At 36.3% G+C, this 22,695-nt stretch carries 22 protein-coding genes, 1 tRNA gene and 1 other RNA gene; 4 read left to right on the top strand and 20 right to left on the bottom strand.

Annotation, left to right across the window (positions count from 1 at the left end; all coding sequences use genetic code 11):
* Positions 1–8 precede the first annotated feature (8 nt).
* The 10 genes from CI949_RS01355 to CI949_RS01310 form a co-directional block, all read right to left on the bottom strand.
* A tRNA-Pro gene (locus CI949_RS01355) sits at positions 9–85 on the bottom strand.
* 139 nt (positions 86–224) lie between these two features.
* Complete coding sequence (locus CI949_RS01350) at positions 225–824, bottom strand: XTP/dITP diphosphatase (protein WP_290762375.1); 600 nt, start codon at positions 822–824, stop codon at positions 225–227.
* Between the two features lies 1 nt (position 825).
* Positions 826–1,545, bottom strand: a complete 720-nt coding sequence (rph, locus tag CI949_RS01345) for a ribonuclease PH (protein ID WP_108141239.1) — start codon at positions 1,543–1,545, stop codon at positions 826–828.
* Positions 1,545–2,396, bottom strand: coding sequence for a glutamate racemase (murI, locus tag CI949_RS01340; RefSeq protein WP_290762373.1), 852 nt, complete (start codon positions 2,394–2,396; stop codon positions 1,545–1,547). Before murI ends, rph begins: the two co-directional genes overlap by 1 nt.
* A gap of 24 nt (positions 2,397–2,420) precedes the next feature.
* Positions 2,421–2,960: a GerMN domain-containing protein gene (locus CI949_RS01335; RefSeq protein WP_290762370.1), complete on the bottom strand. Its 540-nt coding sequence runs from the start codon at positions 2,958–2,960 to the stop codon at positions 2,421–2,423.
* 1 nt (position 2,961) lies between these two features.
* The gene (locus CI949_RS01330; protein WP_290762367.1) at positions 2,962–5,217 is read right to left on the bottom strand and encodes an N-acetylmuramoyl-L-alanine amidase family protein; all 2,256 of its coding nucleotides are present in this window, start codon (positions 5,215–5,217) and stop codon (positions 2,962–2,964) included.
* Positions 5,218–5,235: 18 nt separating this feature from the next.
* On the bottom strand, positions 5,236–6,804 hold the full coding sequence (locus tag CI949_RS01325) for a PAS domain S-box protein (protein ID WP_290762365.1): 1,569 nt from the start codon (positions 6,802–6,804) through the stop codon (positions 5,236–5,238).
* Positions 6,805–6,821: 17 nt separating this feature from the next.
* Positions 6,822–7,745, bottom strand: coding sequence for an ABC transporter ATP-binding protein (locus tag CI949_RS01320; RefSeq protein WP_290762363.1), 924 nt, complete (start codon positions 7,743–7,745; stop codon positions 6,822–6,824).
* Positions 7,738–8,235 carry a hypothetical protein gene (locus CI949_RS01315; protein ID WP_243734016.1) on the bottom strand — a complete coding sequence of 166 codons (498 nt, stop codon included), beginning with the start codon at positions 8,233–8,235 and terminating at the stop codon, positions 7,738–7,740. The genes CI949_RS01320 and CI949_RS01315 overlap by 8 nt, the downstream gene beginning before the upstream one ends.
* Entirely contained in the window at positions 8,228–9,289 is a 1,062-nt protein-coding gene (locus CI949_RS01310; RefSeq protein ID WP_108142329.1) for an ABC transporter permease, read from the bottom strand. Before CI949_RS01310 ends, CI949_RS01315 begins: the two co-directional genes overlap by 8 nt.
* Before the next feature lie 355 nt (positions 9,290–9,644).
* On the opposite strand from CI949_RS01310, the gene CI949_RS01305 reads away from it, so the two are divergent.
* The 4 genes from CI949_RS01305 to nagB all read left to right on the top strand — a co-directional run bounded on the left by CI949_RS01305 (position 9,645) and on the right by nagB (position 12,421).
* Complete coding sequence (locus tag CI949_RS01305; protein ID WP_290762355.1) at positions 9,645–10,232, top strand: chromate transporter; 588 nt, start codon at positions 9,645–9,647, stop codon at positions 10,230–10,232.
* The gene (locus CI949_RS01300; protein WP_133530803.1) at positions 10,232–10,795 is read left to right on the top strand and encodes a chromate transporter; all 564 of its coding nucleotides are present in this window, start codon (positions 10,232–10,234) and stop codon (positions 10,793–10,795) included. The genes CI949_RS01305 and CI949_RS01300 overlap by 1 nt, the downstream gene beginning before the upstream one ends.
* Positions 10,796–10,897: 102 nt before the next feature.
* Positions 10,898–11,629: a GntR family transcriptional regulator gene (locus tag CI949_RS01295; RefSeq protein WP_290762350.1), complete on the top strand. Its 732-nt coding sequence runs from the start codon at positions 10,898–10,900 to the stop codon at positions 11,627–11,629.
* A 21-nt stretch (positions 11,630–11,650) separates the two neighbouring features.
* Positions 11,651–12,421, top strand: a complete 771-nt coding sequence (nagB, locus tag CI949_RS01290) for a glucosamine-6-phosphate deaminase (protein ID WP_290762348.1) — start codon at positions 11,651–11,653, stop codon at positions 12,419–12,421.
* On the opposite strand, the gene CI949_RS01285 is transcribed toward nagB, so the two are convergent.
* From CI949_RS01285 to CI949_RS01240, 10 genes are all read right to left on the bottom strand, one after another.
* Positions 12,389–12,670 carry a DUF503 domain-containing protein gene (locus CI949_RS01285; RefSeq protein WP_108142339.1) on the bottom strand — a complete coding sequence of 94 codons (282 nt, stop codon included), beginning with the start codon at positions 12,668–12,670 and terminating at the stop codon, positions 12,389–12,391. The two genes, nagB and CI949_RS01285, sit on opposite strands and share 33 nt — an antisense overlap.
* 16 nt (positions 12,671–12,686) lie before the next feature.
* Entirely contained in the window at positions 12,687–13,823 is a 1,137-nt protein-coding gene (locus CI949_RS01280) for a mechanosensitive ion channel family protein (protein ID WP_290762344.1), read from the bottom strand.
* 33 nt (positions 13,824–13,856) lie between these two features.
* On the bottom strand, positions 13,857–15,269 hold the full coding sequence (locus tag CI949_RS01275; RefSeq protein WP_290762342.1) for a sensor domain-containing diguanylate cyclase: 1,413 nt from the start codon (positions 15,267–15,269) through the stop codon (positions 13,857–13,859).
* Positions 15,266–16,315 (bottom strand): B12-binding domain-containing protein, encoded by a 1,050-nt coding sequence (locus CI949_RS01270; RefSeq protein ID WP_290762340.1) that lies wholly within the window; start codon positions 16,313–16,315, stop codon positions 15,266–15,268. The genes CI949_RS01275 and CI949_RS01270 overlap by 4 nt, the downstream gene beginning before the upstream one ends.
* Positions 16,316–16,491: 176 nt before the next feature.
* Positions 16,492–16,848: a transfer-messenger RNA gene (gene ssrA, locus CI949_RS01265) on the bottom strand.
* Positions 16,849–16,954: 106 nt separating this feature from the next.
* The gene (gene smpB, locus CI949_RS01260) at positions 16,955–17,437 is read right to left on the bottom strand and encodes an SsrA-binding protein SmpB (protein ID WP_108142347.1); all 483 of its coding nucleotides are present in this window, start codon (positions 17,435–17,437) and stop codon (positions 16,955–16,957) included.
* 31 nt (positions 17,438–17,468) lie between these two features.
* Positions 17,469–19,616, bottom strand: coding sequence for a ribonuclease R (gene rnr, locus CI949_RS01255; RefSeq protein ID WP_133530808.1), 2,148 nt, complete (start codon positions 19,614–19,616; stop codon positions 17,469–17,471).
* A 51-nt stretch (positions 19,617–19,667) separates the two neighbouring features.
* Positions 19,668–20,219 carry an HDIG domain-containing metalloprotein gene (locus tag CI949_RS01250; protein ID WP_108142351.1) on the bottom strand — a complete coding sequence of 184 codons (552 nt, stop codon included), beginning with the start codon at positions 20,217–20,219 and terminating at the stop codon, positions 19,668–19,670.
* A 34-nt stretch (positions 20,220–20,253) separates the two neighbouring features.
* Positions 20,254–20,658: a PaaI family thioesterase gene (locus CI949_RS01245; protein WP_133530809.1), complete on the bottom strand. Its 405-nt coding sequence runs from the start codon at positions 20,656–20,658 to the stop codon at positions 20,254–20,256.
* 84 nt (positions 20,659–20,742) lie between these two features.
* Complete coding sequence (locus CI949_RS01240) at positions 20,743–22,695, bottom strand: sodium-translocating pyrophosphatase (protein ID WP_290762335.1); 1,953 nt, start codon at positions 22,693–22,695, stop codon at positions 20,743–20,745.

Raw genomic sequence — 22,695 nt, 5'->3', positions numbered from 1 at the left:
ATTTAAAATGGTCGGAGCGAAAGGATTTGAACCTTCGACCCCCTGCTCCCAAAGCAGGTGCGCTACCAAACTGCGCCACGCTCCGACGTGTTTTGTGCCGCAAAAATTAATAACTTTTTTCGCGACGACAATTAATAGTATATAGTAAATGCCGCTTTCGGTCAAAGAGAAAAACGGCATTTATCAACCTTTAGAATAGATTAAGTGGTTAAAGCTTCTATTTTTTAGTTGTAGCTCTCTTTTAGTTTGGTTTTCATTTTCTTTAATGCCCGTCCTCGATGGCTAATTTTATTCTTTTCATCCTGACTGATCTGGGCCATAGTCAGGCCATATTTAGGTAGATAAAAGATAGGATCATAGCCAAAACCATTTTCACCGGCAGGCTCCTCAGCAATAATACCTTCACATCGACCTTCTGCAGTAATTTCTATCTTTCTAAAAGGATCTACCAGAGCGATCACTGAAATAAAGGCTGCCTTTCTTTTGGTTTCTGGCTGTCCTTTTAAAAGCTTTAGTATTTTTAAGTATTTCTGCTGGTCATCTAAATCCTCTCCCCCAAAACGAGCCGAATATATTCCGGGGGCTCCATCCAGATAGTCTACAGAAAGACCTGAATCATCAGCAAGTACAATCTGATCAAGTTCTTCTGCCCTCTGCCTTGCCTTTTTTAGGGCATTCTCTCTGTAAGTTTTTCCATCTTCTACAACCTCCGGTAGATCAAGTTCCGGGTCAAGACCTTCAAAATCAAAGTTAAGATCAGCAAAGAAAGCCTTAATTTCTTCAATCTTATGCTGGTTACCGCTGCCAATAATAATTTTTTCCATACTATTCACCCACCAGGGCCAGCTTCTGTTCTTCTATTAGTTCTAAAATCCCCTTTTCTGCCAGATCATAGAGCTGATCAAGCTCATCTCTGCTGAAAGGATGTTCTTCGGCTGTTCCCTGAATCTCAATAATTTCTCCTGCTTCTGTCATTGCAATATTCATATCCACCTGAGCCTTAAAATCCTCTTCATAGCAGAGGTCCAGCATTGGTGTTCCATCAACTATGCCCACACTTGTGGCTGCCATATAACCATTTAAAGGATTTTCCTCCAGCTTACCTTCAGCAAGCATAAAATTAACTGCATCTACCAGGGCAACATAGGCACCGGTAATTGAAGCAGTTCTGGTTCCACCATCAGCCTGCAGGACATCACAGTCTACCCAGATTGTGCGCTCTCCCATTTTATCAAGATCAATAATTGCTCTTAAGCTCCTGCCAATCAGACGCTGAATCTCCTGAGTTCTGCCGCTTAATTTCCTTTTGGCAGCTTCTCTAATATTTCTATCCTGGGTGGCTCTGGGCAGTAAAGAATACTCTGCAGTTAACCAGCCTTTATTCTGACCTCTTAAAAAGTAGGGAACACTGTCTTCAATAGATACATTACATAAGACCATAGTATCACCGGTTTCAACTAAAACAGAACCTTCGGCATACTTGGTATAGTTTCTGGTAATTTCAACTTCTCTTAATTGATTTACTTTTCTTCCATCATTACGCATTATATAATTTCCTCCCATTTGAATTCTTGACTAAATATATTTTCTTCTTTAAATTTTAATGCTTCCAGGCCTAAAAATCTGCGTCCATGTTCCAAAAACCTTCTAGAAATTCGGCTCTGATCACTCACAATAAACTTATGCTCAGCCTCAGCTGCAGCTTTATTCTTTAACAGGCCTATTTTATTTAGAGTTTCCTTAACCTCAACTGCCATCTCATGGGCAGGGTTAATTAAGGTTACCTCAGCTCCCATTATCTCTGCCAAAACTGGACTTAGATAAGGAAAATGGGTACAGCCCAAAATTAAAGAATCAACTTTAACTTCTTTGAGCGGCTGCAGATATTTTTTGGCAGTTTTTTTGACTTCAGGACCGTCAAATTTACCTTCTTCTACCAGATCAACAAATTCCGGGCATGCCTCAGCGTAGAGACCAGCTCCACTGTTCAGCTTCAATATTGCCTCCTGATAGGCACGACTGTTTACTGTCCCTTCTGTGCCAATAACTGCAATTTTTTGACTGCTGCTGATTTTTACTGCTTTAACAGCAGCACTTTTTATCATTCCAAAAATTGGTATATCAAATTTGTTTTGTACATATTCTAGAGCTGCAGAAGTAGCTGTATTGCAGGCAATAACAACCGCTTTGACATTTTTTTCGGTAATCAAATAGTTAATTATTTTTTCTACATATTCCCTGACTAGATTTAAATCTTTCGGTCCATAAGGAAGATGCAGAGTATCACCATAATAAATAATATCTTCTTCTGGCAGCAGTTTAAATATCTCGCGAGCAACTGTCAGGCCTCCAACACCTGAATCCAGCAGCCCAAGTGCTCTATTTGAGTCTTCCAACAAAACCAACTCCTAATTATTTAATTAACTACCCTCAGTTAGTTTTTGATTGTACATCAAGGGCTGGCTTAAGTCAAGATGACCAACCAGACTTTCAACTTCTTCCCCTTCAATCAATATCCTGACTTTCTGAATTTGATCCAGGGCAGTATAAGAATTTACAATTGAATAAACAGTAAGTAATTCTCCAGCACTACCCCCCCAGTGGTTATCCTTTAAAGCCCGATTGAAATTTAAGACAATCAGTTCACCTTCTATCTCATATTCAAGCAGCTGACTACCGTCAGGAATTGTTCCCCCCAGTTCACTGCTTTCCGGTCCAGCTTTAAGTTCTTCAAATATCTGCAGATACAAATCTTTGTCCTGGTCAATCTCTCTCTCTTCCAGCCGCAGATAATTAGCATCTTTAGTTGAAAAATAAACTGCAAGCTTATTATCGGCAGAGAAATTATTATAAAAGAGAAAAAGAAGGTAGAATACTGCTGCTGTCAGTAGTAACAGCCTTAAAACAAGCAGCAATTTTCTTTTTTGAGCAGGACTTAAGATAGTCTTATTGGCAGCCATATTATCTTCCCCCATTCTCTTCAAGATAATCAAGGATTCCTTCTGTAATAAGTGATGCTGCCTGTTTTTGAAAATCTCTTGTTTGAAGCATCTTCTCCTCCTTGGGATTACTCAAAAAGGCTACTTCAACTAGAGCAGAAGGCATTTTAGTATATTTGATAACATAAAAGTTGCTTTCTTTAATTCCACGGTCATAAATACTGAGACCCCGACCGAGTTTATCATGTATTTTTTCTGCCAGAAATCTATTCTGATTATCCTCATTTTGATTATAATATGTTTCTACACCACCTGTTTGTGGGTTATTAAATGAGTTGGCGTGAATACTTATAAATAAATCAGCATTACATGCATTGGCAAATTTAACTCTCTGCTGTAAGGAGTGGAACTGATCTGAATTTCTGGTTAAAAGCACTTCGTGATTTTTATCTGTCAGCTGTCTGGCAATCTCTCTAGCAATTGCCAGGTTAGGAACTTTCTCTTTTAGACCGGTAGCTCCTATTGCTCCCGGGTCAAAACCTCCATGACCTGCATCAACTACTATCAGCCGCCTTTCGAATTCTCGTTTTTCTTCCATCTCTTGATTCAAATAGTGCTTAGCCAGAGCAATTTTTATTCCGTGCTGATCCTGATATGTCTCAACCTGATGGCTGAAATAATCATTCAATTCAAATACAAGCCTGGTGACTTCCTCTCCTTCCAACTGATAATTACTACTTCTAATATTTTTAATTAACGAACTTTTAGCAATCGAATCAATTTTATCTAAATTATTTAAAGTATTTTTAAAATCAACAACAATTCGGTGAGGATAATTAAATTTCTTAACCTCATACTCAGCTTTGCCATTCATTAAAATATTCAGATACTGATAATCTTCATTATCCTTAGTTTCAATTTCCTGAAATTTATTTTTCAAGTTAATTGTGTACTGATAGAGTCCGTCTTTCTGTTCCTCCACCCATTCATACCCAGTAAGCTCTTTCAGATCAGCAACAATCCTAACTGTCTGCTCATCAAATCTTGCAGTTCTCAGATTTTTTATTAAAGAATTATTGACCTCTATTTTATCCCTAATTCCACTACCACGGTCAACATGATAAAGATTCATTACCAGCCTGGGTGGAGTTTCCAGTAAAAACAGTTCCGGATTCAGGGCTGAAGAAGATTTGAAACTAAAACTTCCATCAGCATATTGAAGATCTGTAATTTCCGAGCGCTGACCCGGTTTAAATGCCAGCAGATTATTTTTATCTCTTTTGATCGGTTTAAAAATATCACCATTTACCATTGTAGCTTCAATTCTTAAAATCACAGGATCTAAATCATGCTGTTTTACTTTGATATCCTTGATCAAAGGATGTTCTTCAATATCAAGATCAAAGTTACCTATAACTACTGAAGGAATATCTATAATCATTTTTTTGCTTTCAGAAATATATTTGGTCCGAGCATCAGGTATTTTTCCAGTCGCCTCAACACTTAAAATATTATCTTCATTAATTCGGATATCTTTAAGCTGAGGTAAGAAACTGAGTACCAGAGAGTCTTCATGCTCATAAACTCCTCCATCTATCTGGAATGGAATAGGAGTTCTACTTTTAATAACCAGCCTCAATAAAGCCTTATCAGGAACATTAACAACCTTTAAATAATAATTATTGTTTGAAATATTATCACTAAATTCCTGGTCAATTTCTGCTTTATCAATTTCGATAGTAATTTCACTTCCATCTTCACTATGTAGAATTCTATACGGGGTTATCTCATCCATTTTGATCTGAAGCTGGTTTCCATCTTCCTGCCAGGATACATTACTAATGGTGGTTTCTGGCTGAAAAATATATAATTTTTCTTTGTCTCGCTGATATTCAAGCAGATAACCAAAAGCTTCTATCGATTTTGCCAGGGGAATATAAGCCTGATTATCAACAAGCTGCAGACCGGCTTCTGTCCTTAAGGCATCATTCCCGATCTGAATATAACGGCTCTGAGCCATAATTTTAATTGTAACCTCCTGCGATTCCATCTCCAGTGATTTTAAAGCAGGTCTCCAGGTTAAATCTGCATCCAGTAATTCCGCCAGGTCCCTTGCTTTTATCAGCAGCTCACCTTCACGCTTTACTGTTTTTATTTCCGAAGTAATATCATTACCATTAAAGTAGATTGTATTTTGAGCTGCAGCTCTACTGCTCAGTGTTAATATAAATAAAATAATTATTAAAATTGCAATGCCAAATTTTCTGGGAACTGACAAGGAAACCCCTCCTTACTTCTAAATATAATTAATATCGCTAAATTCTAACTCTACCTTATCTAATAAACTATCAGCTGAGTAACTTTCTGCTGTTAATGTTTTTTCATCAATAGTTTCTGCAGGTAAATAAACATTAAAGCGGCTGTACATTCCATAAATGCTGTCTAAGGTGATTTTACCTCCGTGCATTTCTACAATAGATTTTACAAGAGAGAGCCCAATTCCACTTCCCTCGCGCTTTTTATTAAAACTCTGATCCACCTGCCGAAACTGTTCAAAAATAATATCCTGATTCTCTTTTTTGATCCCGATTCCTGTATCCCTTAAAGAAATTTTAATCCAGCTATCTTCTTTTTCAATCCTTAATAAAATCTCATCTCCCTCTGCTGTGAATTTTACAGCATTTGAGATTAAATTTAAAATTACCCGCTCAATATTAAAGGGATCACAGGCAATTATTTCTGAATCTAGATTTGTTTCAAATCGGAAATTTCTGCTTTTCGCCTCCAAATAATCGCGACTGCTTTCTACAACTGATTTGATTAATTCAATAATATCAAAATTAGCTCGATGCAGTTGAAAGGTGTTTACATCAATTTTAGTTATATCAATTAAGTTATTTACCAGCCGCAGCAGTCTGAAGCCATTATTTCTAATTGAGCCCAGATATTTATCAAAATTATTTTTCTGCTCAAATTCAGTGTTTTTAATTTTATATTCCAGCAGCTGAAGGCTGGAAAAAATCAGGTTTAGAGGTGTTTTTAGTTCATGAGAAATATTTGCAAAAAACTGAGTCCTAAGTTCACTGTATTTCAATTCCTCTTTCTGATTTTGGATCCGCTTTTCACTTTCAATTTTTTCGCTGATATCCTGGGCTATAGAAATTATTTCTAGAATTTTATCATTTTTATCTTTAATTAAAGCAGTATTCCACTCACAATAAAGCTCACTGCCATCTTTAGCAATATTCTTATTTACATTGTAACTTTTTTGGCCTTCAAAAACATTCTCTATAACTTCAGTTATTTCTGAATAAGAGTCTTCTGCAACAATAAGATTGAAGTTTTTATTGATAACCTCTTCCTTTTTCCAGCCGAAAATTTCTTCTGCCTTCTCATTCCAGTCAATAATATTTGTTTCCCGATCTGAAACTACAAAAGCAAGCGGTGCTTTTTTGAAAATACTGCTGTATCTTTTTTTATTTCTGTAAAATCTTTTTTCCTTTTCCAGCTCAGCAGTAATATCTTCAGCCAGACAGAGCAGATAATCAACCTTACCCGCCTGATTATGATGGGGGATTGTATCAACTTCAATAGTATAAAGCTGATTATTTATTTCAATTTCCATTTTAGCACTTTGGCGCAGACCCTCTTTAAATATATTCTGGTTAAATTTTTTAACAGATTCAACCTTTTTTTGATTCAGAATCTCTGCCACAGATTCACCTTCCAGTTCAGAAATTTTGCGGTCACAAAAGTCAGCCATTCTTTGATTTACCGGTCCAAAATGAACTGGATCAGTAAAAATATAGGCAATTTTATTTAAATTATTAAATAAAAAATCAAAATCAGGTGCAAGCTTCTGCATTATATCTCCCCCGGGAATTAGTTATTAAAATTGTTGAAGACCTGCTGTAAATCCGCTTCAACTTTATTTAAATCCAGCAGTTTAAATTTCAAGGCAGCAGCCTCAGCCTTTTTAAAAAGCTGCTGATCAATATTCAACTGGAGTTTTAAAACTCCTTCTTCCAGTCTGTAGCTGTCAGTTGAATCCAGAATTGGTTCCAAAAAGTCTCTAATTTCAGCCGGTTTAGAAGCTGAATCTGCTAAAAATTCAAGCTCCAGATATTTTTTCTGCAGGCTGTTTTTAAATACTGAAGGGCTGTCAACTGCCAGAACCTCTCCCTGATTTATAAAGGCAACACGGTCACAGAGTCGATCCGCCTCTTCCAGATAGTGAGTGCTTAAAATTACAGTTTTCCCCTCATTTTTTAAACTTAGAACCTTTTTCCGAATAATTTCTGCAGAAATTGGGTCCAACCCACCTGTAGCTTCATCTAAAATTAAAATTTCAGGCTCAGCCAGCAGCGCCCGGCAGATCATCAATCTTTTTTTCATTCCTTTAGAAAAATTTCGCACTTCTTTTTTAGCAGCATCCTGCAGCTGATATTCAGCCAGTAATTCACTCACCCGGTCAGTACTTACATTATTAATACCGGCAAACAAATTAAGATTATCAAGCGCATTAAGCCGCAGGTAAAGGTTGCTTTCTTCAAAGACCACACCTATTTTTTCCTTCAACCAGGTTGGGAGCCGACCTTCAATTGTTTCTCCCATTATTTTAATACTTCCCTGATCAGATTTAAGCAGACCCATCAAAATTTTAAGGGTAGTTGTTTTTCCGGCACCATTTGGTCCCAGAAGTCCTACAATCTCCCCCTGGTTTATTTTAAGATTAATTCCATGCAGAGCTTTAAAATCTGAAAATGTTTTTTCTAAATTATTAATTTCGATAATCGGACTATTCATCCTGACCAGCTCCTGTCTGATCCTGGTCATCATTAAAAGCACTCTGATAATCCCAGAAAAGCTGATAGTCAGCATTAATTTTTCTGATATAAACTTTTTTCTCGGAGCGCTCTTCCCGCTGACCAAAATGATCAAATTTTAATAAATAACTTACCTGAAGCTGATAATAATCACCAAAATCCTGTGCGTAGTCAAATTTATCTTTAATTTTTTCAAAATCAATCTCCTCAGCTGCAGAAACCTCTATTTCCTGATATTCCAACTTATATTTTTTAAAATTCTGCTGCTGAAATTCCAGGTAATCTTCTACTGTTATTATTCTTTTTAATTCAGCTGCAAAATTATTAAAAACCTCTTCAAAATTTTCTTCTGCATAATTGGCATAAATATATTCTGTAAATGCTTCTGGACTCTTAAATTCCTCAGCCTGAAGCACAGGAGCTGCTAAAATTATTACAATTACGGCTAGAAAAATACTAGTTTTATTCAACAAGAGAATCAGCCTTTCTAATATAAATAAAAATAATTAAATAAAATACCAGAGCAAAAATACTTAAAAATAACAATTCTAATGAAAGCTGAATTCTTCCACCCTGATAAACCAGAACTTTATCCAGAGCCTGGTAAAGATAGTGAGTGGGAAAAAAGAGAGCCAGTCTCTGTGTTAGAGGAGAAACATCTGCCACCAGAGCTGGAAATATAATCGGAAAATAGATTACAGTAGAAATTGATCTGGATGATGACTGTGATTTGCTAAACAGACTAATGATTAAACCGAGCCCACTAAAAACAAAGGTGGCAATTGAAATGACTATAAATGCAAATAACAGTCTTTTAAAACCAACTGTTAACACTCCATTTAAAGCCCCCATTAAAGTTGAAGTTATTAAAGCAAGAATCAGGGCAAATAAACTTTTGGCAGTGACCACCTGATAAATATTTACTTTTGTAACCAGCAGGGCTGCTAAAGTTTTGTTATCTTTTTCTTCCGATAAGGAAGCAGAAATCAGCATTAATCCAATCATGGTAATTGTTACGGTTAACCAGACCGGTAAAATAGCGCTAGTTCCATCAACTTCCGCAGCAGAATTAAAATCAAACTGAGGACCATTACTCAAATTGTGATAACTTGATAATAACTGAGAAATATTTTCTCTTAAAATAAAAAAATTAACTGTATCCCGACTGTCAAGATAAATCTGATAGCGATCTTCAATATTTTCTGCTTCCGGTTTATAGTTAATAGCAGCATCTATATTACCTGCTGCTGTCTCCGCTTTTCCAGCCTCTAGATCCGGATATTCTTCAACCTTAAAGTTTTGAAAATTATTATTAATAAATGAAATAAGTCCCTGACTTTCCTGACCACTTACAGCAAGTTCGAAATTACGCACTAACTGCTGTGAGCTGACCAGTGAAAACATTAGTGAGGCAAATAACGGCAGCATAATAATCATCAGTGCTGTTCGATTTTTAAGAGATTCTTTTAAATCTTTTTTGATTAATAAAAATATAATCTTAAAATTTTCTTTGATCTTAGACATCATTACTCTCCTAATAAAGTATAATTTATTTTCTAATTTTATTATAATGATAAAGAAGGGAGAAATTAACTTATTCCTCCCTTCAAATTTTTCTTATGAAGCCTTATTATGGAGCCATTCTGTCAAAAAAGTAAACAACGGCCCAGACAATTACAACAATTCCTACTAATTCTGCCATAAGAAAAACCTCCTTTCAGTTTCAAAGCTTAAAATTAGAAATTAAAGGCTATATATATTTATTCTCTAAAAATTTTTATTATCCTTTTTATTCAGCCTTTAAATCGTTTGGTTTAGAATAAATTTTCGCCTAAGCTTTTCTGTTGTGTTATAATATTAAGCGGAGGTTGGATAAATAGTGAATAAACTACTTAAGATCTTTTTGATATTTTTTAAAATTGGTTCTTTTACTTTTGGCGGTGGTTATGCTATGCTGCCGATTATCAAAAGAGAACTCGTTGATAATTTAGGCTGGATTAAAGAAAAAGATATCTACAATTATTATGCAATCGGGCAGAGCACTCCAGGAATCATTGCAGTTAATACTGCGACTATGACCGGATACAGCCTCAGAGGTGTTAAAGGTGCTCTGGCAGCAACTACCGGTTTTATTATGCCCTCACTTATTATTATAACGCTTATTGCCACATTTTTTAAGCGTTTTCAGCAAATTGATCTTTTTCAGCATGCTTTTGCTGCCATACAAATTGCTGTAGTGGCTCTGATTATTGATATAGTAATTAAAATGTGGCAGAAATCTGATAAAACTAAAGTCAGCCTGCTGATATTTTTACTGGCTTTTCTGCTGCTGGTTGTTTTTAATATCTCACCTGTTTTTGTTATTCTGGGATCAGCTGCAGCCGGAATTTTAATTCAGTATTTTAGAGGCAATCTGCAGAATGCTTATTATAATTATCAGAATGATAATCAGGGAAGTGATGAATAATGATCTATCTTACACTGTTTTTAGAATTTTTTAAAGTGGGACTCTTTGCTTTAGGTGGAGGCCTGGCAGCTCTCCCTTTTTTACAGGATCTAATTGTAAAATACGGCTGGATGACTGCCGAAGAGCTGCTGAATATGATTGCAATTTCCGAATCAACTCCAGGAGCTATCGGGATTAACACTGCTACATTTATCGGTTTTAATACTGCCGGTATTCCCGGGGGAATTATTGCAACAGCTGGACTGGCAGCACCCTCAATTATTATTATCACCATCATAGCCCATTATTTTAGGAAGTTTAATCAGCATCCACTTGTTGAATCAGCTTTTAGCGGTATTAGGCCGGCAGTTGCTGGATTAATTGCCTCAGCAGCCTTCGAACTGGCCCGAGGTGGGATTTTTCAGCTTCAGAATCTGCAGCTTAACGGCAGCCTGCTCGAGCTTTTTGATTATAAATCATTATTTTTACTGCTGATCATTTTTGCCGCCATCCGCAAGTTTAAAAAACATCCTATTATTTACATAAGTACTGCTGCCTTAATCGGAATCATTTTTAAATTCTAAGCTGTTTTTGAAAATTATTATCTCATTTAGTTGCAGATAATAATTTTTTATATTATAATTGGTATAGACCACATGTTGTATATTCCTTAAAGGAGGTAGAAAATGCAGGAAATTAATAAAAATAGTCCTCTTCCCCTCTATTATCAGCTCAAAGAAAGCATTTTAAATGCTGTTAAAGCTGAAGAATTTGAGGTTGGGGAAAGATTACCTTCAGAAAGAGAGCTGGCCGAATACCACAATATCAGTCGAATGACTGTCAAAAAGGCAGTTGATATTCTGGTGGATAACGGCTATTTAATTAGAAAACAGGGCAGCGGCACTTTTGTTACTGACTATCAGCAGAGCTACAGTATTTCTCCCCTCTTAAGCTTCAGTAAAGAAATGGAGAAAAAAGGGCTCAATTATACTACAAAGATTTTAAGTTATACTGATGTTAGTGACAGTAAGGCTGCAGAAAAAATGAATTTAAGGGCGGAGACAAAACTTTTAAAACTTGAGCGATTAAGACTGATAGAAAACAAACCATTTCTGCTGGAAAACACCTATTTAGCCTTCAATAATTTTAAAGATTTAAAAAAAGAGGAACTGGAAAACAGCTCACTCTTTAAAATATTAAAAGACAAATATGATATTCAGCTGAGCAATGCAGAAGCTGAAGTTGAGGCAGTTATTTTTGATGCCTGTATTGCAGACAAAATGCAGGTAAAAGAAGGTATGCTCGGCCTCTATTTTGAACAGATTAGTAAAGATGAGAACTCAGAGATCATTGAATATACTTCTGCTTATTACCGTAATGACAATTATAAATTTAAATTTACCTTTGACTTAGACTAATTTTAAAAAGGATGTGTAAAAATGAGAATTATTGTAGAAAAAGACTATCATGCGATGAGTAAAAAGGCTGCTTTAATGGTCGCCAGTCAGATCACTTTAAAACCTGACAGTAATCTGGGACTTGCAACCGGAGGTACACCGCTGGCAATGTATGATAAATTGATTGAAATGTATAGAGAAGATGAAGTAGATTTTAGTGAAATTCAGAGTTTTAACCTGGATGAATATTGCGGACTTGAGGCAGACCATCCAAACAGCTACCACTATTATATGAATGATAATTTTTTTAATGATATTAATATCAAAAGAGAAAATATTCATATTCCTAATGGTGGCGCTGAAGATTTTGAAAAGGAGTGTCGGGACTACGAAGAGTCTATAAAAAATGCCCGTGGAATTGATCTGCAGATTCTTGGAATTGGTTCTAATGGTCATATAGGCTTTAACGAGCCAGCCGAAAATTTAAATGTAGCAACAGAAGTAGTAGATTTAACCGAAGAAACTATCGAAGCTAACAGCAGATATTTTGACAGTAAAGATGAAGTACCCAAAAAAGCAATTTCGATGGGGATGGCCACAATTTTAAAGGCCGATAGAATTATTTTGCTGGCCAGTGGGAAGGAAAAAGCTGAAGCTATAAAAAGAACTGTTAGCGGCAAAATCTCAACTCAGGTGCCTGCTTCTTTACTTCAGACTCATCCCCAGATTACAATCCTGCTGGACCAGGAAGCTGCATCTTTAATTAATAAAGATGAATTATCAGCCGATTGTCACTTCGAAATCTGTAAGTAGGAATTCGGGGAAAGACTCAACAAAATCAAGATACTTATCCATTACACTCTGGAGATATTTATAATCACTTCCCACAACTGCAACCCCTAAGACTGCAGTCTGGATATAATCCTGAGCATCAACCTCTGCTGCAGAGAAGTTAAATTTATTTCTGCTCTTCTGCAGCAGACTTTTTATAATACGCCGTTTATCTTTTAAAGTTGAAGCTCCAGGCAAGTATAATTTGATTTCACAGCTGGCAACTAACATCTTTTTCACCTCGCTACTAATTTATCTGTTCATCATTTAGCTCATCTGCTTTATTTTCAGCCTCTATTTTTTGAATCTTTTCCAGACTGGAATGAAAATTTTCTTTATCAGCAAAATGAATAGTTTGAGTTGGAAATGCAAAATTCACTCCCAGTTCTTTCATTTTTTCTTTAAGCTGCAGATTTATCTGCTGCTGAATATCCATATATACTTTATAATCACTACTTTTTACATAATATACCACCTGAAAAAGCAGACTTGAAGCCGCAAATTCAGCAAAATGGGCCCGATCAAATTCAGTTTTATTAATAGATTTTATAGTTTCTTCCACTATCCCCGGGATCTGGCTCAACTTTTCTACCGGAGTATCATAAGTCAGTCCAAAACTAAAATTAATTCTTCTCTGCTTCATTCGTTTGTAATTATTGATTCTGGAATTAACAAGATCCGTATTGGAAATTATCAGCTGTTCACCACTTAAACTTCTGATCCTGGTGGTTTTAACTCCTATATGTTCAATTGTACCCCGATAATCACCGGTTATAATAAAATCTCCTATATCAAATGGCTTGTCAAAAAATATTGTAAAATAATTGAATAAATCTGTTAAAATATTTTGAGCAGCAAAGGCAATCGCAATACCACCAATTCCAAGTCCAGTTATTAGACCTGTAATCTGAATATTTAAATTATCTAAAATGAACAAAAAAGCAATAACCCAGACCACAGACTTAATCATAAATAGAGTAATGCTTAAAACCTTCTGCTGTTCTTCACTCCTCTGTTTTTTTGACCAGTATTTTTTGAGGCTGTAAGTCATAATATCCAGTGTAGCTAAAACAACAAAAATTACTGTCAAAATCATCAAAATTAGATTAATAAATTTATCAATCTGACTGCTGGTTTTTAATTCATTAAAAGCTAAAAAAAGAGCCAGTAAATAAAGCAGAGGATAAATTCGTTTTTTGATTATTTTCTTTAGTAAAACTGAAAAAGAGTGAGAAAATTTTTCGACAAATAAATCCATTTTTCCCAGCAGTAATTTATCAAAAATCTTTATAATTAAATATACTGCAGTTAGAAATAATAATGCTAAAAGATAATTTTCAATACTATTATTTAAAAGCATTGTCCCCAGGCCAATCTCCTGCATTTATCTTCCTCCTCCTACTATAAACTTATCTTTTTATCTTATATTTTCGGCAGATTTCATCTTTTTCTTTTCCTTATACATAGCATGATCAGCCTCATTGATCAGCTGATCCAGATCTTTTTGATAATCAGGGCTGTATTCGGCTGCACCATGGCTGGCTGCTATTTTGTAATCTTTAGAGTTGGCTGCTGTGGCCTGCTTAAATTTCTTTCTAATTCTCAGCCAGATTTTCTCGGCCGCTTCCCGGTCACTCTGAGGTAAAACAAGTAAAAATTCGTCTCCTCCCAGTCTGACCACCTTATCATTTCGCCGCAGAGAATGCTGTAAAATATCACTGACTTTTTGCAGCAGCTCATCTCCCTCCTGATGACCAAAATTATCATTAACCAGTTTAAGATCATTGACATCAATAAAAATGATCGACAGGCTGTCTTCACTTGCCGCTGCTTTTTCCATTTCTTCCTGCAGATAATCTAATCCAGCACGACGATTTAAAACTTCAGTTAAAAGATCAGTAGCGGCATATTTTCTAAGTCTTGCTTCCATATCTTTTCTTTCGCTGATATCCCTAAAAATTATTACCTTCCCCTGATTTTCCTCGACCGAGGCAGCTGAAAATTCAATGGGAAAAATCTTATTATTTTTTGGAGTTAATAGAGCCTCCTGGTTGTTAATTTCTCCTTTTTCTAAAAGCAGCTCGGAAAGCGAAATTTCTACTTCTTCTGCCTTTGAAAGCTCATCTGAAATTATTTCTAAATCATGTTCATTATTTTCCTCAATATATATTTTAAAAATATCTGTGCATTCTTTACCCCTGGCCTCTGACAGAGTCCAGCCGAGCATCTCTTCTGCTTTAGAATTTAAATAAACAATTAGATCATCCTGGTCAGCAGTTATAACCCCTTCAGCAATACTGGAGAGGGTGATCCGATATTTTTCTTTTTCTGCCTTCAACAATAAATTCTGTTTATTTAACTGGCGCTGCAGATTGACAAGCTCATTATTTAATCTGCTCATTTCATTGTAAATTTCATCATCTACAGGTTTTTCCTGCTCAATTTTATCTTTAATAGTGCGTCTTAAATTATTTACATAATTATTATTTATTTTCATTAATTCTTCATAGTATTTAATTATACCCTCAGATTGATTGGCAGCTATTAATATACTCTCATCAGCTAAATTATTCAGTACAATAAAAATATATGACTCTGTTTTTTCTCCCAGCTGAAGATTAATTTCTCTACCAAAAACCACCTCTTTTTCTCGGGCTTCTTTTAAAATTGAAAAATACTTTTTGAGGCTGCCTGGATCAATAAATTGACTGAAATTCTGCGAATCAAATCTGATTTGATCCTTTCTGGAATTAAAAATAACTTCCTTAATCTCGCTGTCCTCATCCAATTTCAGGATAAAGCCACTGTTCTGCTGCTTTGTTTTAATCATAAAATAGCATCAGCCGCCTTTACTGCTTCTTTAGCATTGCTGGCAAAAGTATCTGCTCCAATTTTTTGCCAGAGGCCATTATTCTGCATAAAAAGTCTGCCCCCAACCATAATTTTAACCGGACTTAATTTGTCATTATTGCGAACTGCTTTGATTAAACTCTGGGTCTCCTCCAGCTGGTTAGGTATTGTTGCAGATAACGCTAAAACATTTATTTTTTTCTCTTCTAATAATTTTAAAATCTCTCCAACAGGAGTATTTGCTCCCAGATGAATAGTATCCCAGCCACTTAATTCAAGTAAATCAGCTACCATTCTGATCCCCAGTTCATGCAGTTCATCTCCAATACAGGTGGTTAAAGCTTTTTTACCCTTTTTAAAAGAGTTAAATATTTTTGGATATAATTGAGACATCGCAAGCTGAGTAACTGAAGTTGCATAGTGCTCCTGAGCAACGCTTAATTGATTCAGCTGCCAGAGCCTTCCGATTTCATACTGTGTAATTTGAAAAATATCAAGATAAATATTTTCAATTGAAATTCCTCTGTCTACCAAATCAAGAATATGTTTTACAGCTTTTTCTCTCTCCATTTCGATTACCAGAGCCAGATATTTTTCTGCCTCTTTTTTAAGGTGATTTTCATCGCTAATAAAAGACTGATAGTGATTTTCGGGACTGCTGAGGCTCTGTTCTGCCTCATTTAAAAAGCCACTAAGATAATTAAAATCCTCCTGACTTAATTCCTGCTTCAAAACATTTTTTATGGCCTGGAGATGACTTTTTAAAAGCTCTACCCCAATTCCTCTCTCCTTTAAGACTGTATAAAGCCAGTTATAATAATTTGAAAAAATACTTTTTTCGTTTATAAATACCGCCTGAGCCAGATAGTTTAAATTATGAGAAGTATCGCTTCGGGCTTTTTTCAGCATAGCTGAATTATATTTTGCTTTTAATTCTGGATTTAGCTCCATCTGTTCAGCCATTATTTTATCTATTAAGTGTCGTCTGTTTTCTAATATATAATTTCTTATTTCTGTCCTGGACATAAGGACACCTCATTTCTCTCCATCTAATATATATATTAACCATTAACAATTGATTTCCTGCCTGAGAACAAAATGTCCTGCAGGCAAACTTAAATACAGGAGGCTATAATTTAATAGACATTAAAAAAAGAACCCGATCTAATCAGGTTCTCAAATTAAAAAATATTAAACTTATTTGGTGGAGGTGGTGGGAGTCGAACCCACGTACTAAATGGCTCACCCAGTAGTTTCTACGAGCGTAGTTCAGCTTTTAATCTCACAGCAAGCACTCCGCTGAACTGGATTGCTTACTGCCAGCCTGTTAAATGTCCCTTCTTCTTACAGACATCAGAAGAAGGTTAGTCTGCTTTTTATGACACCTGAGGCGACTCCACAGACAGGACCCGCTCAGGCGTTAACTGCCTACGCGGCAGCTAAAGCGTAATTATTATCGTTTGCAGATAATTTTATAGTTCCCAGTGTTTTACGAGTGAAAGGAACTCCTCGGCCCGCTTCCAAAAGGTTCACCATCCAGGCGAAGCCAGAACACCCCCTGAATAACTATTTCTTTTTCAGCATAATTATTATAACTCAAAGGTCAGGAAATGTCAAATTATATTTTTGAATTAATTAGACCTTTAAATCAAGCTGGATTTTAAGTTAATAATCGCCTTTTTGCTGGCGGCGGAAGGCTTTTTCCATCTCCCGCTGAGCAGTCCGTTCGGCAATATCTCTTCGCTTGTCATGCTGCTGCTTACCTTTAGCCACCGCAAGTTCCACCTTGCAGAGGTTTTTCTTTAAATAAAGTGTCAGCGGCACCAGAGTATAACCTTTTTGAGTTGTATAACCAATCAGTTTTCTGATTTCATTTTTATGAAGCAGAAGTTTTCTTTTTCTTTCTGGCTCATGGTTATAGCGGTTACCCTCTTTATAGGGACTGATGTGCATATTATGCAGATAAACCTCGCCCTCCTCAACCAGGGCAAAACTATCTTTTAAATTCACCCGGTGATTTCGGATTGATTTAATCTCTGTCCCTTTAAGCTTAATCCCAGCCTCGTAAGTTTCTTCTATATAAAAATCATGTCTGGCCTTTTTATTCCTTGAAATAATCTCTATATCCTGATCCTTATTTTTAGCCATGACTATCACATCCTTAATCCTATATTTCTATTTAATTTAATTTTTCAAGCAGTTCAAAGTCTAACTGCCTGTCATCTCGATTAACCTTTGTAACTTTTACCTTTACTTCATCACCAATTCGATAGATCTTTTTAGTTCTTTCTCCTATCAAATGATATTTCTGTTCATCATAGTGGTAATAATCATCACGCAGATTTTTAATATGAACCAGACCCTCTACCGTATTTTCTAATTCAACAAAAATACCAAAACCGGTTATTCCACTAATAATACCCTCAAATTCTTCTCCAATCTTATCTTCCATAAATTCAATTTTCTTTAAGTCAACTGAATCTCTTTCGGCATCCATTGCTCTTCTTTCCTGGAGTGAGCAGTGATCTGCTACTTTAGGTAGCTGATTATCCAGCTCATCCTGTCTTTCGTCACTTAAATAACCCTCTGTAATAGTTTCCTTAATTACTCTGTGAGCAGTCAGATCAGGATAACGTCTAATTGGTGAAGTAAAATGACTGTAATGGGTAATTCCTAAACCAAAGTGACCGATATTTTTCTCCGAATAAACAGCTTTTTTTAGTGAGCGAAGCATTACTGTTTCAATAATTTTTTCCTCTTTGCTTCCTCTAACATCCTCTAAAATTTCCTGCAGAGCCCGGGGATGAACCCCATTTTTAACTCCCTTTAGACGATAACCAAAGTTATGAATAAATTCATTAAACTGCTGCATCCGATCAAGATCCGGTTCCTCATGGACTCGATAAATAAAGGGCATCTCTCGCCAGGACATTTCTGCAGCCACAATTCTGTTAGCGGCAATCATAAATTCTTCGATTAACTGTTCTGCTTCCCGGTGGTGCCTCTTTTTGAGATTAACCGGATGCCCTTCTTCGTCCAGTTCAACTTTAACCTCAGTAAAGTTAAAGTCCATACTGCCCTCATCAAAACGATTTTGACGCAGCCGATCTCTTAAATCATTCATCATTTCCAGTTCTTCAACAAAATCACTGTATTCTTTGCGCTCACTGCTGTTTTCATTTTCTAAGATATTTTGAACCTGATCATAGGTTAAACGGTGATTTGAATTAATAACTGATTTAGTAATCTGATGGTCAATTATCTCTACCCCATGTTTTCCATGCAGTCTGTATTCTATAAAAACAGACATAGTTAGGCGGTCGACCTGGGGATTTAAACTACAGATTCCGTTAGAAAGTTTTTTAGGCAGCATTGGAATTACCCGATCAACCAGATAAATACTGGTGGCACGAGAATAAGCTTCGTTATCCAGTGGACTGTCTTCTGTCACATAATGACTTACATCAGCAATATGAACCCCCAGCCGATAAACATCATTACTCAATTTTTCAATCGAAACTGCATCATCTAAATCTTTAGCATCTGCCCCATCAATTGTTACCAGCTTTAAATCACGTAAATCCTGGCGCTCATCATCTTTTTGAATAGTTTTTTCGCTTACCTGATCCGGAATATTTTCGATCTGATTTAAAACCTGATCGGGAAATTCTCCCGGCAGATCAAGCTGACGGATTATTGCCTCAATATCAACACCAGCATCATCCTTATCACCAAGAATCTCAATGATTTCTCCTTCTGGATTCCTGTTCTTTTCCGGCCAGCGGGTTATCTTAGCCACAACTTTCTGGCCATTTTGAGCACCGTTTAAAGCTTCAGGTGGAATAAAGACATCATTACAGATTCGATTATTATCAGGTATCAAAAATCCATAGTTTTTATATTTTTCCAGATTACCTACTATTTTATTATTTACCCGCTCTATAATTTCGGCAACTTCTCCTGCCTGACTCTTACCCCGCTCAGAATGGACAGGACGCACAAAAACCTTATCATTATGCATGGCTCCATTCATATTAGCTGAAGATATATAGATATCCTCTTTTTCCGGATCGTCAGGTATCAAAAACGCATTTCCGGAAGCAATTTTTTCAATTCGACCACCGATTAAATTAAATTTTTCTGGTACCCCATATAATCCCTGAGAGTTTTTGAAAATCTGACCCGACTTAATTAAATCATCAAGGAGGTCTGAAAATATCTGCTGCTGATCTTTTGCTATTTCAAATTTTTCAAAAATCTCTTCTTTAGTTAATGGACGGTGTACATCTTCTCGTAAGCTTTTTAATAGTTCACTTCTGGCACTCATTAATAATCATCCCCAATCTTTTGGTGATTCTGAGCTTAATCTTATTCAAAATCAAAGTCCTAAATCATCTGAAATATCCTGCATCGCTTTTAAAGATAGATTAACAAATTCCTTTAATTCTAAATCCATCTCCTTACAGGAAGCTATTACATCTCGATCTGCTCCCTTGGCAAAAGAACTGTCTGAATATCTATTTAAAACAAATTCTGTATCAATAGCTTCTAAGTTCTTTTCCGGGTGAATCAGTGCTGAAGCCACAATCAATCCGGTTAAGGGATCAGCTGCATATAAAGCCTTAGCCATTAATGTTTTTCGAGGTAACTCATGCATTCCGTTGTGGGCTCTTACAGCCTCAACAATTTTTTCTTCCATTCCCATCTCTGCCAGCATATCCGCACCAAGCTGGCTGTGCTTTTCAGGCTGATCTGCGGTTTCCTCATAATCAATATCATGTAAAAGACCTGCCAGCCGCCATTTATGCTGATCTTTATCGAAATAATCAGCTAGCTCAGCCATGACCGCTTCCACAGCCAGACAGTGTTTGCGCAGATTCTTCTGTTTAATATTTTCTTCCATTAAATTAAGTGCTTCTTCTCTCTGCATTGAAATCTCCTCCTCTTAAAATCTTAAAGTTTCTCTAAGCTTCAATAAATTTAGCTTCTGCTTTTGCTTTTAAATTTCCTTTTTGATCAAAAATTTCTGCCTGAGCATAGTGAACACTGGCAATCGAAGACTTCTTAGACCTTTTATATTCTCCAATTATTTCTAAAGTCTCTCCGATCTCTATAGCCGTTCTGTATCTAATATTCAGCTCAGCAGTAAAAGCTTTTATTCCTTTAAAACCAATTACATGTGCCATTGCCTCATCCAGTAGAGTAGCTGTTAGCCCTCCATGAATTATTCCATTATATCCCTGATGGTTTTCACCGGGAATAAACTCTGCCCTGACTTTATTTTCATCAATTTCTTCAAATTTAAGCCGCAGAGAAATTGGATTTTTCTCTCCACAGGCAAAACACATTCCATCTTCTACTTCCGGCATTAAATCACTACCTTTCTATCAAAAAACCCTCCCAGCAGCATTAACTACAAGGAGGGTGATTAATCCTTTACTACTATATTAATTTTACATGAATAAAGGAGCAAATACAAGTGAAACAATGGTCATCAATTTGATTAAGATATTTAAGGATGGACCTGATGTATCCTTAAATGGATCACCTACTGTATCACCAACAACTGAAGCAGCATGGGTCTCTGTACCCTTACCGCCAAAGGCTCCTGATTCGATATATTTTTTAGCATTATCCCAGGCTCCACCGGAGTTAGCCATCATGATAGCTAAGAGTACACCGGAAGAAAGGGCTCCAGCTAAAAGACCACCAAGTGCCTGTACATCCCAGAGTCCAACAACTACTGGCACAACTACAGCTAAAAGACCCGGTAAAATCATTTCTTTTAGAGCAGCTGTTGTAGAAATATCAACACATTTTCTGTGGTCAGGTTTTTGAGTTCCTTCCATAATACCCGGCATTTCTTTAAACTGTCTTCTTACCTCTTCAATCATCTCTCCTGCAGCCTTACCTACAGCTTCCATTGTAATCGCTGAGAATAAGAAAGGAAGCATAGCTCCCAGGAAGAGTCCAATAATAACCTGAGGATTGGTTAAAGAAATTGAATCTAAACCAACTGCCTGTGAGAAAGCTGCAAATAATGATAGAGCTGTTAAAGCAGCTGAACCAATTGCAAAACCTTTACCCATCGCAGCTGTTGTATTACCAACTGAGTCTAATTTATCTGTAATATCTCTTACTGAAGAATCAAGCTCTGCCATTTCTGCAATACCACCGGCATTATCAGCGATAGGACCGTAAGCATCAACTGAAAGTGTAATACCTGTTGTAGAAAGCATACCAACAGCAGCCATTGCAATACCATAAAGTCCAGCAAAATTATATGCTAAATAAATAGCAACTGCAATAACTAAAATTGGAAGAGCTGTACTTCTCATACCTACAGATAAACCACTGATTATGTTAGTTGCTGTACCAGTCTGTGACTGACGGGCAATATGTTTTACCGGCCCATAGTGTTCAGAAGTATAATATTCAGTAATTCTACCAATTAAAGTTCCTGCGATTAAACCAGCAATGATTGCGATAAAAATTCCAATTTCACCAGTCAATGTGGTTACCAGAAAATAAGCACCAACAATTGTAATTCCAGCAGCACTTAAAGTACCTCTTTCTAAAGCTTTGGCAGGATTTCCACCCTCTTTAGCTCTAACAAAACGAGTACCAATAATAGCTGCAATAATACCTAAGGCAGCAATTAACATCGGCAGTAAAACATGGTCCACACTTAAAGCCACACCTAAAGTCATTGCAGCTACAATTGAACCAACATATGATTCGAATAAATCTGCTCCCATACCTGCAACATCACCAACATTATCACCCACATTATCGGCAATAACAGCAGGGTTACGGGGATCATCTTCTGGTATTCCAGCTTCTACCTTACCAACTAAGTCAGCACCAACATCAGCAGCTTTGGTATAAATACCTCCACCAACACGGGCAAACAGGGCAATAGAACTGGCACCAAAAGCAAAACCTCTAATAAATTCTACATTATGAGAAAAGAACATATATAAAATTCCAAGACCTAAGGTTCCTAAACCTACAACAGACATTCCCATTACAGTACCACCAGAGAAAGCAACTTTTAAAGCTGCATTTAAACCTGAACGGGCAGCGTTTGTTGTTCTGGCATTTGATTGAGTTGCAATCTGCATTCCAATAAATCCAGCCAGAGCAGAGAAAAATGCTCCTAAAATAAATGAAACTGCATACTGCCAACCAAGATTAGGTACTACCGCCATGATAACAGCTACTACAGCAACAAATACTGCAAGCATTTTGTATTCACGGCCCAGAAAAGCCATAGCCCCCTCATTGATTGCATCTGACAATTCGGCCATTCTATCTGTTCCCATACTCTCTTTTTTAACTTTTCCAGCAAGAATAAAAGCAAAAATTAAGGCAATTATCCCTGCTAAAGGTGTATAAAAATTCAT

It is taken from the genome of Halanaerobium sp., assembly GCF_003070835.1.
Note: the sequence above shows the minus strand (reverse complement) of the source record. Positions and strands in the feature narration are given on the sequence as shown.